The following is a 14,898-nucleotide window of genomic DNA, read 5'->3' on the forward strand; positions in this document are numbered from 1 at the left end:
CTGGCTGAAAGAACGCTTAAACCATGCGGTTTTTCAGAAGCTAGAAAAGGAAGGAGTGCCCACGCACTTCAAATCACTGGCGCAAGCAGGAGCAACAGTTTCCGATTACAAATCGGCAGCGGCAAGCCCGGAGCCAGTTCTCATGGAAGTTTTGAAGGCTGCTGTCTTCAGACCGGAACCTCGCAATATTAACGGCAGCACGATCTACTTTTACAACAACGATGTCACTGCAAACCGCCGCCTGATTCCACTGGAAATCGTTTTTCGCTTCGGCATGCCAGCCGGCAGCTCACTGATTGAGCGCCTGGAAAGAGATCCAGGTTACGTGCATGCCCTCGGTCTGAAAGAGATTCCCGCACCGAATTCCTTCTTTCCCCACCCGGTCATTGAGCTTTACACCAAGCTCGAACCAAAAGACCGACTGCTCTCCTTCCAGGAAGCGGCTCTCATGGCTGATTTAGACGGCAAGACTTTCGAAGACATGATCGAGCTGGCTACTGATATTGCCCTTGGTCTATACGTCATTTTTGCTGAGCGTTCAATTGAACTGTGGGACGGCAAAGTCGAGATGATTCTTGCCGACGGAGTGCCGGTGCTGGCAGACAGCATCGGTCCGGATGAACTGCGATTGATTCACAAAGGCGCCCACCTCTCAAAAGAGATGATCAGACAGATCTATCGAGGCAGCGTTTGGGAAGCGGCTATCAAAGATGCCCAGGCACGCGCCAAAATTTTGCCTAACAAAGGTTGGAAACACATCTGCAAGGTTGACCTGGGCGCGTCGCCTGAGCCACTTTCACCGCCGGACAAAAACCTCGTAGACAGACTCTACGGCGTTATCGCCAATCATGTTATAGGTGAACCGGTATTCGCCGATCATCCCTCGCTGGATCAGTACGTGCAATCGATGCCGGTCAAGCCTGGCGACAGAGATTGCCAGCACGACGACAAAAAATCAGCTGTTGAATCTGCTGCTCAGGGAGCAAGGAAGAACTAAATCGCATGTTGCCTGAATACCCACTTAAAATTCTGGTTGTAGGCAGCGGCGGTCGCGAACACGCTCTGGCGTGGAAAATTGCCAAAAACAAAAGCGTCGAAAAAATCTTCTGCGCCCCCGGCAATGGTGGCACAGCCGGAGAAGCAAAGTGTGAAAACGTTCCGATCGGCGTCATGGATTTTGCCGGGCTGGAAAAATTCGCCCTGGAAAACAAAGTCGACCTGGTTGTAGTCGGTCCAGACAATCCGCTTGCCGACGGTATCGTCGATGCTCTGGAGAAAGCAAATTTGCGTGTTTTCGGTCCAACCCGAGAACAGGCCAAACTCGAGTGGAGCAAAGCTCACGCCAAGAAATTCATGGATCGTCTCGGTCTGCCGACACCCCGCTATCTCATTTGCAATTCACATGAAGAAGCAAAGAAAGCTGCCACCGAAAACCCCTGGGCTCAGGTTGTTAAGGTCGATGGACTGGCGCTGGGAAAGGGTGTCTTCGTCTGCGATAACGAAAGCGAAGTTTTAGACGCACTGCAAGAAATTTTTGGCAAGAGAAGTTTTGGCACCGCCGGCGAAACCGTACTACTGGAAGAAAAAATTGTCGGTGAAGAGTTGTCGCTGCTCATGCTATGCGATGGCAAGACCCTGATAGAGTTGGCTCCCTGCCAGGATCACAAACGTCGCTTTGATGGCGACAGCGGTCCGAACACTGGCGGCATGGGGGCATATTCGCCGGTCGAGCTCTATGAGCGCCATAAATCTCAAATCAAGACAAAGATTGTCGAACCGCTGCAGAAGGCACTTTCCTCAGGAGCACTCTCATTTAAGGGCGTCCTTTACGCAGGCATCATAGTTTCAGAATCCGGACCGGAAGTACTGGAATTCAACGCCCGATTCGGCGATCCCGAAACTCAGGCGCTCATGCCCAGACTCAAATCAGATTTACTGGAAGCGCTCTGGGCCTGCACCTGCGAAGGGCTGAACAACATAAAAATGGAATGGATCGCTCAGAGCAGTTGCTGTGTCGTGGCAGTCGGAGAAAAGTATCCGGCCGCTTCTTCCAAAGGGGAAACAATTACGACAGCGCCGCACCCCGGCACCGTAATTTATCAAGCCGGCACTAAGTTCGTCGACGGTCACGTCATTACAGACGGTGGCAGAGTGCTGGCTGTAGTGGCCACGGCGCCGACAATGGAAGCAGCTGCAAAAACCTGCTATGCCGCGCTGGAAAAAGTCTCGTTCAATGGTATGGACTATCGCAAAGACATCGCAAGGAGAGCCTTCAAGCAATGTCTATCCAGTTAGCAATCTTCGTCTCTGGACGGGGATCAAACATGGAAGCGATTTTGAAGTCCATAAAAAATGGCGAATTAGACGCATCGGTCGAACTTGTCTTTTCAAACGACCCGCATGCTAAGGCGCTGGAAACAGCCAGAGAATATGGAGTAAGGACGGCAGCTATTTCCAATGCCGGTCTTAACCGAACTGCGCATGAAGACAAAGTGCGAGAGCTTCTCCAGACAGTCAGTTTTGACTACATCATTCTGGCCGGCTACATGCGTATTCTCTCTCCTAAGTTCCTCAACCACTTCAGAGACCCTCGCGGTTTCTTCCGGGTGATCAATATCCATCCATCGCTCTTGCCCGCGTTCCCCGGCAAATCTGCTTACGAAGACGCGTTCAACTACGGTGTAAAAGTCTCCGGCATCACGGTACATCTGGTCGACGAGCAGGTCGATCATGGCGCCATACTGGCCCAGCAATCTTTTCCGCGCTTGCCGGAAGACACGCTCGAAACTTTCAAGGCTCGCGGTCTGGCCGTCGAGCACGCACTTTATCCTTCCGTGCTCAGAGATATTTCCAACAACGGTATCAAAATAGACAATTTTGTCAGGGAGTCAATCGAGACATGAGTCAGACACAGGGTACCGCCCAAACTGCAAACAGTTCAGCGAAAGCCGACAAGACCCTGTTGTGGTGCCTGTCAGTTATTCCTAAAACTGACTATTCATCTTTTCCACAATATTGGGTGCGTATTCCAGAGTCGTACAAAGACCAGCAAGACGAGCTGGTAAGCGCCCTGCGCGAAGTGCTCATCGATCCGCTGCAAGAAGAGTTGTGGGTAGCAAAACCAGAGGAAAGAAACGCCTGGGTTGCTCAGTGGAACAAGAGCGGTTACAGATGGTGGGCGGAGAAGCAGTTTCTGCCGGGTGTTACCGACAACCTGGCTCACACAGTTCAAGAAGCCCTGGAATTAAAGAAGTTTCCCGGGGTGATGGTTGCTTCTGGAGCTGGATATATCTTCCGCGACCGATTGATGAGCGCAGATGACGCGGCTAACTTACGCAGAACACTGACGATGCACAAAATCTATAGCGATGTTGAGGCTGTGGAGAAAGAGAGCCGTTACACGATCTATCACCCACTGGCTGACCTCTTTAAGGTGCACGATCTCTCAGCCGATTGTGCAGACGAATTCTTGAACTTTCCCAACGTGCACTTGCCGGAGCCACCGCCTACAGTGCCGGTAGATCTGGAACTTGATGATGCCGGGCTCGAAAAACTGAGCAAAGATCGGCTGCTGGCGTTGACGCTACATGAGATGCGCACGATCAGAAATTATTTCCGCCAGAAACAAGTACAGAAGCTCAGATCAAGCCGCGGATTGCCGAGCAGCCCTACTGATGTCGAGCTGGAAGTTCTCGCTCAAACATGGTCTGAGCACTGCAAACACAAAATCTTCAACGCCACCATCTCGCACATAGATTTCGGCTCAGGCAGCCGCAACAAAGTAGTGGTGAAGAGCCTCTACAAAACCTACATTCAAGGTCCGACCAAAGAGCTGATGGCATCACGAAAAGATCTGCTGTCGGTCTTCAAAGACAACAGCGGCGTGGTGAAGTGGAACGACGAATTCGCCGTTTGTTTCAAGGTTGAAACGCACAATTCGCCGTCGGCGCTCGAACCTTATGGCGGCGCCTTGACAGGCATTCTCGGCGTCAATCGCGACATTCTCGGCACCGGTCTTGGTGCAAAACCGATATTCAATACAGACATCTTCTGTTTTGCTTACCCGTCATCCGACCTGCCCGTGCGTCCCAAACTGCTGCCGGCGAAAGCGATCATGGACGGAGTGCGCAAAGGCGTAGAAGATGGCGGCAACAAGAGCGGCATTCCAACGGTGAACGGGGCAATCTTTTTCCATCCCGGTTATCGAGCCAAGCCGCTCGTATTCTGTGGCACCGGCGGGGTCTTGCCGCTCGACGTACACGGTCAATGTGGTTACGAAAAACATACAAAGGTCGGTGACACAATTGTCATGGTCGGCGGACGGGTCGGCAAAGACGGCATCCACGGCGCCACCTTCTCCTCCGAGTCGCTGCATGAAGGTTCACCGATGTCAGCGGTACAGATAGGTGATCCGTTCACGCAGAAGCGAGTGCTCGACTTCATCATCGAAGCCCGCGATCAGGGATTAATCACAGGCATAACCGACAACGGCGCCGGTGGACTCTCTTCTTCAGTAGGCGAGATGGCGCAAATAACTAATGGCGCCTCAATCGAGCTCGACCAAATTCCAACCAAGTACCCGGGCTTAGCTGACTGGGAGTTGGTTGTATCCGAGTCGCAAGAGCGCATGACCCTCTCCACTACGTCGCTTGAGAAACTGCAAGCACTGGCGGAAAAACATCATGTCGAAGCAACTGCAATAGGCACGTTCCACGACAAAGGCTACTTCGAAGTGACCCGAGGCGGTCAACCAGTGGCTCTGCTCGACCTGGAATTTCTGCACGACGGGCTGCCACCACTCGAACTGGAAGCGGAGTGGCGACCATCCCAAATCACGATGACATCAGGCACGGTGCCAGCCGACCTGGGCAAATACCTGCTGTGCTTACTGTCGCATCCAAACATATCGAGCCGAGAGCATGTGATTCGCCAGTACGATCATGAAGTGCAGGGTATGAGCGTGATCAAGCCATTGATGGGCGAAAGACAGCAGGCTCCCTGCGACGCAGCCGTGATCATTCCAATTTATGGCGAATCGACGGGGCTTGCAGTCTCGAACGGTCTGAGCCCGCGGCTCAGCCATCACGACGCTCATCTGATGGCGATTTGTGCCGTTGACGAAGCGATAAGAAATATGGTCTGTGTCGGAGCCGACCCAGAAACGATTACATTGCTGGACAACTTCTGCTGGCCCGACCCGGTCGACGGTCCGAAAAACAGTCAGGGTAAATTGCTCCTGGCTATGCTGGTACGAGCCTGTCAGGGACTGGCTGAAGCAGTGCGTGCATACAAAGCACCGCTTATTTCAGGTAAGGACAGCATGAAAAATGACTTTGACGACGGTGTGGTCAGACTTTCGATTCCGCCCACACTGCTCATCTCCGGCATGGCACGTGTGCCTGATGTGAGCAAGTGCGTCTCTATGGATTTCAAACAGCCGGGCGACCTGATCTACTTGCTCCGCGCTGGTAAGCCAGGTCTGGCAGGCAGCCATTACGAAGAGATGCTCGGCTGGCAGTCGGCTTTGATACCACAAATAGATCTGACAAAAGCAGCAAAAATGTATCGCCAGTTCTATCAAGCAATTGAAAAAGGTCTGGTCAATTCTGCCCACGATCTTTCGGAAGGCGGGCTTGCAGTAGCGGTTTCCGAATGCATAATCGGCGGCGGCAAAGGCGCAAAGATAGACCTCACTCATCTTGCTGAAAGCGAGAAGAAGCATGGTGCAGCATCTCCGTTCCCATTCAGCACCGAGAAAGTGCTGAGCCGCATCGATACTATATTGTTCGCCGAAGGACCGGCCCAGTTGCTGGTCAGCGTTGACCCGTCACAAAAATCGGAATGGGAAAAGCTCTGGAAAGACTTCGACTGCCATGAGATCGGAGTGGTCGCGGACAAGCCTCGACTGACCGTGTGGGAAGGCGAAAAGACCGTCATCGACGTTGCTCTGATAGATCTGGAGCGCGCCTGGCGAACGGCTTTACCGTTTGATTAGTGGGGGAAATCGTGCACAAACCTGAAGCGATTGTTTTATGCGGTGATGGTATCAATTGTGATGCCGAAACGAGCTGGGCGCTCAACCTGTCTGGCTTCGAACCCAGACCCATGCACGTTTCAGACCTACTGGAAAACGCCGCCGTGCTTCAAGAAGCGCAGATGCTTGTGATACCGGGCGGCTTCTCGTATGGTGATGAGATCGCCAGCGGCAAAATCCTGGCCATCAAGCTCAAAGAAAGATTGCGCGATGCGCTCTACACCTATATTGAAGACGGAAAACTCGTTCTGGGAATCTGCAATGGCTTCCAGGTTCTGGTGCAGCTCGGGCTGCTTCCTTTTTCAGGAGAGAACGACCCGCGCATCGTCAGTCTCGTACGCAACACACAAATGAAGTTCATCAATCGCTGGGTCAAGCTGCAAGTCTTCCCAGACGTAAACAGCAGGTTTTTCACATCGCTTCGAGAGATAGAGCTGCCGATTCGTCACGGCGAAGGTCGACTGGCTCTGGAGACTGTCGACGGTGGTTCGACCGAATCAACCGAATTGACAGTGAAGCGGCTGGCACCGTTGCGATACACAGAGGAAGTGAACGGCAGTTTCGACCGCATCGCGGCGCTGACCAACCCGGCAGGCAATGTACTCGGGTTGATGCCGCACCCTGAAGCGTTTGTGCGCTGGACACAGAACCCGGCATGGACAAACCGCCAGGTGGCAATCAAACGATTCGAACGCGCCAACTCGATTGCCGAGATTCCGCATGGTTTAGCGATTTTTTCCAACGCGGCAGCATCGCTGAACTGATTGAAGGAGAGCACATGGAAAACACATACGCAGCGGCGGGAGTAGACGTATTAAAGGCGGAAGCGTTTGTCGGACGCCTGAAGAAAATCTCTCGGCGGCCAGGGCATGAAAAGCTCTGGGCAGGCGCAGGCGGTTACGCTTCTGTAGTGCCAATCTCAGACTCGCAAGCAGTCGCACTCACCACAGATGGTGTCGGTACCAAACTGCTTCTGGCAGTTGAGCTGGACAAACTGGACACAATCGGTATCGATCTCGTCGCCATGTGCGCTAACGACCTGATCTGCGTTGGTGCTCCACCAGTTTCTTTTCTTGATTATTACGCCACTTCAAAATTGGTAGACTCTTACGCAGACGATATCATCAAAGGCATCGCTGACGGCTGCGATCAAGCAGGAATGCTGCTTGTGGGCGGAGAAACAGCCGAAGTGCCCGACCTCTATCAAGACAAACATTTCGACCTGGCCGGTTTTGCCATGGGTCTGGTCAATAAGAAAGACTTGATCACGGGCAAAGATATTGCCCCCGGCGACGTCATTATCGGAGTGGCATCGAGCGGAATTCATTCCAACGGCTTTTCACTGGCTCGTAAAGTCGTGCCAAAGTCAAAGTGGGAAGAACTTCTGGCACCAACACTGATTTATGTAAAACCGGTTGTTGATTTGTTCGGCAAGTCCGAAATCAAACTGAAAGGACTGGCTCACATCACAGGTGGTGGCTGGCGCAATCTCTTCAGACTGAAAGAAGGAGTTGGCTTCAGCATCGACAACCCGCTGCCTGAGCCTGCTATTTACGCTGAATTGAGAAAGCACGTTGCTCAAGAAGAACTGTTCAAGACGTTCAACATGGGCATGGGTCTGGCAGTCATAGTCGATAAATCACAGGCCGCGCCTGTCATAGAAACCTTTACGAAACACAACTTTAAAGCACAGCTGGTTGGACAAGTCACCGATCAAGGTGACAAGCTTAGTGTCGAATGCAACGGCACTAAATTCGCAATTGCGAACTAACGAATACTCACTCAGGAGATGACGATGCGTACAATTTTGGTCAGTGTCTGGGATAAGACAGGCTTGGAACAGTTTCTCAAAGGTGTTCAAGAACACGGTGAGCTGAGGCTAATAGGCACACGCAGCACTTCGAAATTTCTGGAAGAAAAAGGGTTCAAGTGCGAAGCAGTGGAAGAGTTGACTAAGTTTCCAGAGATTCTCGACGGCAGAGTCAAGACCCTGCACCCCAAGGTTTTTGCCGGAATTCTTTCCAGACCATCAAAAGAGGATCGTGCCAGCTTAAGTGAACATGGCATCAGTGAGATCGACATGGTGATTGTCAATCTTTATCCATTCGAAGAGAAACTGAAACAAGATCTGACCGAGTCCGAGATGATTGAGCATATCGATATCGGCGGAGTCAGCCTGATCAGGGCAGCTGCTAAGAACTACTCACGAGTGACGATCGCCTGCAACCCTGAGCAATACGACGAAATTCTGCAGGAGATGGCGGCCGAGAAGGGCGACCTGAGCCACACATTCAGACGACAGCTGGCGCAGCAAGCCTTCAAACGCACCTCTGAATACGACACGACTATCGCCAACTACTTCGCATCAAGTCAGGGCGTAGCCGACTCTATTTCTGCGGTGGCAGCCGGAGCCGGCGGCGATTTGCCGGAAGCGGTCGATATCAAACTCTCCCAGTTCCAACAACTGCGCTACGGAGAAAACCCACATCAAGCCGCTGTCTGGTACTCAGATGGTCGTTTCTCAGGCACAACCGAAAGCAAAGACGCCTTCCCTCCATTCACCCAGCTGCAGGGCAAAGAACTGTCCTCAAACAACATCACAGACACTTATTGCCTGGTCAGAATTCTGCGTGATATCGGCTCTCCCGCGGCTTGTATCATCAAGCACAACAACCCCTGCGGCGTAGCTGTAGGCAAGGATCTTCTCGACGCCTACAACAAAGCTTACGAAACAGATCCAATGGCTGCATTTGGTGGCATATTCGGTTTCACCGAAACAGTGACCAAAGAGTTGGCAGAAAAGATTACTGAGGGATTTGTAGAGATCGTAGCCGCTCCTGATTTCGACGACGAAGCGCTCAAAGTATTCAAAGCCAAGAAAAATGTTCGCGTTCTGAAGTTGCGCTCAGCCCTTCTATTACCGACCGAAACGACTTCATGGCATTTGAGAGATTTGCAAGATTTCGGCTGGATCATCGAGAAAGACGTAGAGCCGCCGGTGCAGCTTGCGCAATTCCAATGTGTCAGTGGTGGCAAACTGCAAAACGAGCACATCGTTGATGCTGCGTTCGCCTGGGCAGTGGTTAAGCATTTAACCAGCAATGCCATCTTCGTTGTGAAAGACGGTCAGTCGCTCGGTTTCGGCATCGGTCAAACCAGCCGCATCGCCAGCGTCAACATTGCGCTCACACAAGCAGGAGACAAGGCGAAGGGAGCGATCATGGCTAGCGATGCCTTCTTCCCTGCTACGGACAACATCGAAGCGGCAGCGAAAGCCGGCATCAGCGTCATTGTTCAGCCTGGTGGAAGTGTCAAAGACAAAGACGTCATTGCCGCCTGCGAAGAGGCTGGAATCACGATGCTCTTCACCGGACAGCGCTGCTTCAAGCACTAAAGCTGGCAGGAGACGGCGTTGTTTCGAGCATTGAAATCTGCAGGAAACGGCGTTGCAAGCGTGAATCAGGAGCTGATTCACGCTTTTTCCAGCTTCACACAAATGCGCACGCATTTCCAATTCACCACGGGAGCACAATATGAGTAAACCAGTCGTCGGCATCATAATGGGCAGCGAATCTGACTACGAGACGCTGCAATTTGCCGAGGAGGTTCTGACAAACTTTTCCGTGCCGTATGAGATATCTGTTACGAGCGCCCACAGAACTCCGCACGTCATGTACGAATACGCAACCAGCGCAGTCTCACGCGGGCTGAAAGTTATCATTGCCGCTGCCGGAGGCGCCGCACACCTGCCCGGTATGGTCTCGGCGCTGACCACGCTGCCGGTGCTCGGAGTGCCTATCCAATCCAAAGCACTAAATGGGCTCGACAGCTTGCTTTCCATCGTTCAGATGCCGGCCGGAATTCCCACCGCGACATTTGCCATCGGCACCAGCGGTGCCACCAATGCCGCACTGTTCGCAGTGCAACTACTGGCCGTGGAAGATAAAGTGCTGAGCGGAAAATTGGAAGTCTATCGAAAACAAAGGGCGGATGCCGCTCTTGCAGGCAACTCCAAAGTTCAAGCCAAACTAACGAAAGGCGCTGATTTCAAATGAAGCATATCGGAGTGCTGGGAGGTGGGCAGCTGGGCATGTTGCTCACCGAGAGCATTTATCGACACGGCGGCAGAGTCTCCATCTATGACCCGGACGCTCTGGCTCCGGCAAGCAGACAGGTCTCCGCCGGACACTATTTCAACAAGCAGTGGACAGATATAGAGGCGCTGGGAGAATTTTTCAACAGTGTAGATGCCGCCACTTATGAATTTGAAAACGTGGAAAGCACGGAACTTTATCAGTTCGAAAAAGTAAAACCGATTCATCCATCCGTCAGTGTCTTGTATACAACCCAAGACAGAATTCGCGAGAAAGAGTTTCTGCGTGAGCACAGTTTGCCTCATGCCTCATTTCGCTCAATCACTAATTTAGACACACTGGCTAAGACAGTTGCGGAGTTTGGCTTTCCCTCCATCTTGAAGAGCAGCAGAGGCGGCTACGACGGCAAGGGACAATTTTTTCTTGCCAACGAAACAGACTTGAACAATGCCCTCGAAGCCCTTGAATCACATAAAGGCAACTACCGCGGCGTGCTTGAAGAAGCTCTTTCAATCGAGCTCGAGGTCAGTTGTATCGTGGCACGTTCGCCTCAGGGAGAAGAGATAGTATTTCCTGTTTTTGAGAACATGCACAGGAATCACATTCTAGACTTCACGATTTTTCCCGCGCGCGTTCCTGCTGCTGTGGAATCAAAAGTACGTGAAATCGCCCTCGACGCCGCCCGCAAACTTGGTGTCTACGGATTGCTCACAAGCGAGTTTTTTATCACGAAGACGCGAGCCAGACACGGCAATGGAGCCGAATGTGGCGACTGGCAAATCTACATGAACGAGTTTGCTCCTCGCCCGCACAACTCAGGGCACGTGACAAGAATTGCGTGCACACTCAGTCAATTCGACGCGCTAGCACGAGTGATGCTCGATATTCCGCTATCCGAGCCAAAAATCATTGCCCCCGGAAGTTTTTGCATGGGCAATTTGCTTGGTGACGTATGGCTGGCGCAAGGACGGAAAGAACTGGATGTGAGCGCCCTGGCCAGGCATCCGCAAGTGATCGATCTAGTCTTGTACGGAAAGCACGAAGCTCGCGCCGGTCGAAAGATGGGACACTTTGTCACGTACGCCGAAAACGCCGATGCGGCTCTAAGCGCAGCTCGCGCCTTTCGCGAAAGCCTGCTCACTCCCTAACTAATGGACCGCCCGCGTCCCGCGGGCTTCGCGTAATGGAGCGCCCGCGTCCCGCGGGCACGTGTAATGGACCGCCCGCGTCCCGCGGGCACGTGTTATGGACCGCCCGCGTCCCGCGGGCACGTGTTATGGAGCGCCCGCGTCCCGCGGGCTTTCAAAAGGGTTGAATAATCCTTCCCATCTCTAGTGAGGAGGAATAATCGTCGGGCACTCTTTAGACTTGCCGCACGCATCGGCGTGACTGGGCGCAAAGGTAGAACCAAATTCTTCTGCCGGAATGAAGACACGCTCGCGCTCATAAGCAGCTGCTTCTGTGTTCGTCCAACCGTCATACGGGAAGTCTGCGCTCTTATGACGACGATACCAGATGTACACACCTTCAGGCTTCCACACCACCACTACAGGCAGTGGCATACCGTCAGCGTATTTCTCATGAAATTCCTTCAGCATCGACTTGTTCATTTTGATTGTCATCGCTGTCGGAAACACCTTCAACTCATGGTCTTTGAACATGTCGATAATTTCGGGCGTCGCCTTGTCAACTGCAACAAGTACGTTCGTTCCCTGTCTGCACCATGGCAGCTTCTTCAAGAATTCCAAGAACTGCTCTGTAGTAATCGCCGTGCCTTCAGCTTCAGTCATCTTTAAGGTCCACCCGTGTCTAAGAATTCCGTGGGACAGGTTTACTAGTTTAGCCGGTCCATCAGATATATTCAAAGCACCTGACTGCACTGCTTATTGGCAAGTCAACCGTGCGCCACAACTCCCGTATATTCGGAAGAACACCGCGGCGCATACATACGTCTGTTGTGGACACCTGATGACGGCCAAAACAGTTTCTGCATCGTGAAACTGGGAATTGTTTGAAAGGTAAAGACCGTGCCATTTTCAAAAACAGATTCTCTGAATCCGCGAATCAACTTGACTTCTCATCAATATTCGGCAACTTTGCAACTAAAACCTCATCTAAAGCTCGATAATGGACTTGGCAGTCGAGGAGCGGCAAGTTGATCTACGAAGATAGAAAAGAGGCAGGAAAACTACTGGCGGATTTATTGAGTGAGTTCGCGAACCGCTCCGACTTAGTAGTACTGGCGCTTCCTCGTGGTGGAGTGCCGGTTGCCGCTGAAATCGCTAAACGGCTCAACGCCCCGCTTGATGTTTTCATCGTTCGCAAATTGGGAGTGCCGGGGCAAGAAGAGCTAGCCATGGGTGCCATTGCGAGCGGTGGTGCTCGGGTTATCAACGATGGAATCGTCAAAACCCTTCGGATCACGCAATCCACGATTGACGAGGTAGCGGCGCATGAGCAGTTGGAACTAGAGCGTCGGGAACGGCTCTATCGAGCTGGAAAAAGCCCGCACCAGCTGAACGGAATGCAGGTGATTCTTGTCGATGATGGCTTGGCGACAGGAGCCAGCATGCGAGCAGCCATGCGTGCTGTGAAGACATTGAAACCAGCGAAAGTGTATGTGGCTGTCCCTGTCGCCGAAGCCGAGACCAAATCAGAGTTCCTCCGCGAAGTTGACGGTATCTACTGTACTCAGACTCCGTCTCCATTCAGAGGAGTGGGGCAATGGTACAAAGATTTCGATCAAACAAGCGACGCCGAAGTTGCGCAGCTTTTAGCTGGTGCGGACATCACGGCACCATATGCGAAACCACAGCCGGACCCATCAAATCGCTAATTTACGATCACGTGCAGGTGGTCTGTGTTACCGGATTTGCCGGTTTAACCGACACGATCCGGAAAAGTGATACTGTATTGTCAACGAACAGGAATTCCTCGAATGAATCAAGCACTTTTGATCAACACATTAGCCGTCGCCCTGGGTGGCAGTGTTGGCTCAATTGCACGATTTTGGAGTGGGCAACTGTTTGCAAATTGGTTCGGCACCACGTTTCCATGGGCCACCTTGTTCGTAAACATCGTCGGCAGCGCCTTTCTCGGATTCGTCTTTAGCTTCTCGATAGCGAAACCCGGAGCCGTCGATCCGAACGTTCGATTGCTTCTTACAACGGGATTCTCTGGTGGCTTCACGACGTTCAGCGCTTTCGCGTGGGAAACACTCAGCTTGTATCAAAAGGGCGATACCACACTAGCACTGGCGAACATCGGCGCCAATCTGCTGCTGGGTTTCATTGCTGTTTTTCTCGGATATCTACTTGGTCGAGTGGTGTAATGACGGGTGTGCATCAACTTATCGAGGTATTATGCGAACTAGCTCAGTAATGAAACGTGTGATGATTTTTGTTGATGAAACCGACAAGTTCCAACGCGCAAATCTGGCGGCCGCGCTTCTTGAGCGGTTGAAGAAAGAGGGGTGCGCTGGTGCAACTGTGCTGAAGGGTTCCGCCGGTTTCGGTGCACACAAGCAGATTCACACAAACACAATTGTTGACCTTGCTGTCAGTTTGCCCGATATAGTCATGTTTATTGAAACACCTGAAAAGGTAGCTGAGATACTTCCAATTCTGGAAGGAATGATTGAGGAAGGATTTATCGCAATTGATGAAGTTGAAACAATCAAACTGTCGAAGAAATAGGTTCGGAAGAGTTTCACTTCGCAAAGTGCAGTTCCTTGCCATTGCCGGAGCGCTTCTACTCTCCGTGCTTGTTCTTTTGCCACACTTCGGAGCCTTTGCAGATCAAACCGGCACTTCAAACATTCAATTCGATGCGCAAACATTCGACTTCGGCACCGTTGATGAAGGAGCGAGAATAAATCACACATTCAAAGTGATGAATAAAGGCAACAGTCTGCTCAAGATTGTCGACGCCTACGCCTCTTGCGGCTGCACGGTGCCAAAGCTTTCCAAAAAAAATCTGGAACCAGGAGAAACTGCCGACCTATTCATTACAGTTGACACTTCGATGAAACAAAATGCAGTCACTAAAACAGTGAACGTTTCTTCCAACGACCCCAAAAGACCAATTGTCGAAATAGCGCTGAAGATGTTCGTCCGCAATCAACACAAAGGTTTGACCGAGAGCGCCAAAGCCAAGATTCTAACGGATGAGAACTGCACGTCTTGCCATGTTGCTCGTGGTGTCGGAGCGTTTGGCATCGACCTTTACGTGGCGGATTGCGCCATGTGTCACGGTCCAAAAGCGGAAGGTGAGAGCGGACCGCCCCTCATCGGTCCATACGACAACGCGACTTATTACAACCACATGAAGGATGTTCTCGTACACGGCAGCAAACGCACAAATGCCATGCCCGGTTTCGGCGGAGAGTCAGGCGGTCCGCTAGCGCAGAAACAGATTGATTCTTTGCTGACCTATTTGAAAGAACTTTCGGCAAAACGCAACAAGAAATAGAAACTTGAGCAAAAGGCACGACAATTCCGCTTCCTCACTAGTGCATAAAAATGCACCTGAGCATTAAAACTCACAGCCGGTCGTCAAGAGATTTGGTATATGTCGTCGATAGATCTCATTCCGGACGAAGCGAAAAGTCGCCGCCAAAGTGTGACTTGAAGAGCAGGTAATGCTGACAAGCCAAAAGTCTGATCTTCGTTGCCTTCAGGGCGTTGTCGAGCAGTACTTCAGAGTGCGAAATAAGCGAACGAGCTAAGTCTGATAATGAAAAATGCAAGGTCTTGCCCCTTTCAAGGGTTT

General features: G+C 51.9%; 13 protein-coding genes. 12 read left to right on the plus strand and 1 reads right to left on the minus strand.

What is annotated here, in order from left to right; genetic code table 11:
- Positions 1-1,002 precede the first annotated feature (1,002 nt).
- The 8 genes from purD to EKK48_13835 all read left to right on the plus strand — a co-directional run bounded on the left by purD (position 1,003) and on the right by EKK48_13835 (position 11,276).
- Positions 1,003-2,295, plus strand: coding sequence for a phosphoribosylamine--glycine ligase (gene purD / locus EKK48_13800; GenBank protein RTL41433.1), 1,293 nt, complete (start codon positions 1,003-1,005; stop codon positions 2,293-2,295).
- Positions 2,280-2,903 carry a phosphoribosylglycinamide formyltransferase gene (gene purN / locus EKK48_13805; protein ID RTL41434.1) on the plus strand — a complete coding sequence of 208 codons (624 nt, stop codon included), beginning with the start codon at positions 2,280-2,282 and terminating at the stop codon, positions 2,901-2,903. Before purD ends, purN begins: the two co-directional genes overlap by 16 nt.
- Positions 2,900-5,995, plus strand: coding sequence for a phosphoribosylformylglycinamidine synthase (locus tag EKK48_13810; GenBank protein RTL41435.1), 3,096 nt, complete (start codon positions 2,900-2,902; stop codon positions 5,993-5,995). Before purN ends, EKK48_13810 begins: the two co-directional genes overlap by 4 nt.
- Complete coding sequence (locus tag EKK48_13815; protein ID RTL41436.1) at positions 5,995-6,798, plus strand: phosphoribosylformylglycinamidine synthase; 804 nt, start codon at positions 5,995-5,997, stop codon at positions 6,796-6,798. The genes EKK48_13810 and EKK48_13815 overlap by 1 nt, the downstream gene beginning before the upstream one ends.
- Entirely contained in the window at positions 6,690-7,805 is a 1,116-nt protein-coding gene (gene purM / locus EKK48_13820; GenBank protein RTL41437.1) for a phosphoribosylformylglycinamidine cyclo-ligase, read from the plus strand. The genes EKK48_13815 and purM overlap by 109 nt, the downstream gene beginning before the upstream one ends.
- An 18-nt stretch (positions 7,806-7,823) precedes the next feature.
- Positions 7,824-9,428, plus strand: coding sequence for a bifunctional phosphoribosylaminoimidazolecarboxamide formyltransferase/IMP cyclohydrolase PurH (purH, locus tag EKK48_13825; GenBank protein RTL41438.1), 1,605 nt, complete (start codon positions 7,824-7,826; stop codon positions 9,426-9,428).
- A 139-nt stretch (positions 9,429-9,567) separates the two neighbouring features.
- Positions 9,568-10,089, plus strand: a complete 522-nt coding sequence (purE, locus tag EKK48_13830) for a 5-(carboxyamino)imidazole ribonucleotide mutase (protein RTL41439.1) — start codon at positions 9,568-9,570, stop codon at positions 10,087-10,089.
- The gene (locus EKK48_13835) at positions 10,086-11,276 is read left to right on the plus strand and encodes an ATP-grasp domain-containing protein (protein ID RTL41440.1); all 1,191 of its coding nucleotides are present in this window, start codon (positions 10,086-10,088) and stop codon (positions 11,274-11,276) included. The genes purE and EKK48_13835 overlap by 4 nt, the downstream gene beginning before the upstream one ends.
- A gap of 183 nt (positions 11,277-11,459) precedes the next feature.
- Here the strand turns inward: EKK48_13835 and EKK48_13840 are convergent, their stop codons facing one another.
- Entirely contained in the window at positions 11,460-11,918 is a 459-nt protein-coding gene (locus EKK48_13840; GenBank protein RTL41441.1) for a hypothetical protein, read from the minus strand.
- 365 nt (positions 11,919-12,283) lie between these two features.
- Here EKK48_13840 and EKK48_13845 point away from each other — a divergent pair, with 365 nt between their 5' ends.
- The 4 genes from EKK48_13845 (at position 12,284) to EKK48_13860 (ending at position 14,598) form a co-directional block, all read left to right on the plus strand.
- Positions 12,284-12,964, plus strand: a complete 681-nt coding sequence (locus tag EKK48_13845; protein RTL41442.1) for a phosphoribosyltransferase — start codon at positions 12,284-12,286, stop codon at positions 12,962-12,964.
- A gap of 102 nt (positions 12,965-13,066) precedes the next feature.
- A complete protein-coding gene (gene crcB / locus EKK48_13850; protein ID RTL41443.1) occupies positions 13,067-13,459 on the plus strand; it encodes a fluoride efflux transporter CrcB in 393 nt (130 codons plus the stop codon).
- A 31-nt stretch (positions 13,460-13,490) separates the two neighbouring features.
- Positions 13,491-13,823 carry a DUF190 domain-containing protein gene (locus EKK48_13855; GenBank protein ID RTL41444.1) on the plus strand — a complete coding sequence of 111 codons (333 nt, stop codon included), beginning with the start codon at positions 13,491-13,493 and terminating at the stop codon, positions 13,821-13,823.
- Positions 13,789-14,598, plus strand: a complete 810-nt coding sequence (locus EKK48_13860) for a DUF1573 domain-containing protein (protein ID RTL41445.1) — start codon at positions 13,789-13,791, stop codon at positions 14,596-14,598. The genes EKK48_13855 and EKK48_13860 overlap by 35 nt, the downstream gene beginning before the upstream one ends.
- Positions 14,599-14,898: the final 300 nt, after the last annotated feature.

This window comes from Candidatus Melainabacteria bacterium (assembly GCA_003963305.1).
GTDB lineage: Bacteria > Cyanobacteriota > Vampirovibrionia > Obscuribacterales > Obscuribacteraceae > PALSA-1081.

What these genes read in the sequence shown, in the direction of transcription:
- purD (RTL41433.1), top strand. Translation starts at nt 1,003, where the DNA reads ATGTTGCCTGAATACCCACTTAAAATTCTGGTTGTAGGCAGCGGCGGT.
- purN (RTL41434.1), top strand. Translation starts at nt 2,280, where the DNA reads ATGTCTATCCAGTTAGCAATCTTCGTCTCTGGACGGGGATCAAACATG.
- EKK48_13810 (RTL41435.1), top strand. Translation starts at nt 2,900, where the DNA reads ATGAGTCAGACACAGGGTACCGCCCAAACTGCAAACAGTTCAGCGAAA.
- purM (RTL41437.1), top strand. Translation starts at nt 6,690, where the DNA reads ATGGACAAACCGCCAGGTGGCAATCAAACGATTCGAACGCGCCAACTC.
- purH (RTL41438.1), top strand. Translation starts at nt 7,824, where the DNA reads ATGACGATGCGTACAATTTTGGTCAGTGTCTGGGATAAGACAGGCTTG.
- purE (RTL41439.1), top strand. Translation starts at nt 9,568, where the DNA reads ATGAGTAAACCAGTCGTCGGCATCATAATGGGCAGCGAATCTGACTAC.
- EKK48_13835 (RTL41440.1), top strand. Translation starts at nt 10,086, where the DNA reads ATGAAGCATATCGGAGTGCTGGGAGGTGGGCAGCTGGGCATGTTGCTC.
- EKK48_13840 (RTL41441.1), bottom strand. Translation starts at nt 11,918, where the DNA reads ATGACTGAAGCTGAAGGCACGGCGATTACTACAGAGCAGTTCTTGGAA.
- crcB (RTL41443.1), top strand. Translation starts at nt 13,067, where the DNA reads ATGAATCAAGCACTTTTGATCAACACATTAGCCGTCGCCCTGGGTGGC.
- EKK48_13855 (RTL41444.1), top strand. Translation starts at nt 13,491, where the DNA reads ATGCGAACTAGCTCAGTAATGAAACGTGTGATGATTTTTGTTGATGAA.
- EKK48_13860 (RTL41445.1), top strand. Translation starts at nt 13,789, where the DNA reads ATGAAGTTGAAACAATCAAACTGTCGAAGAAATAGGTTCGGAAGAGTT.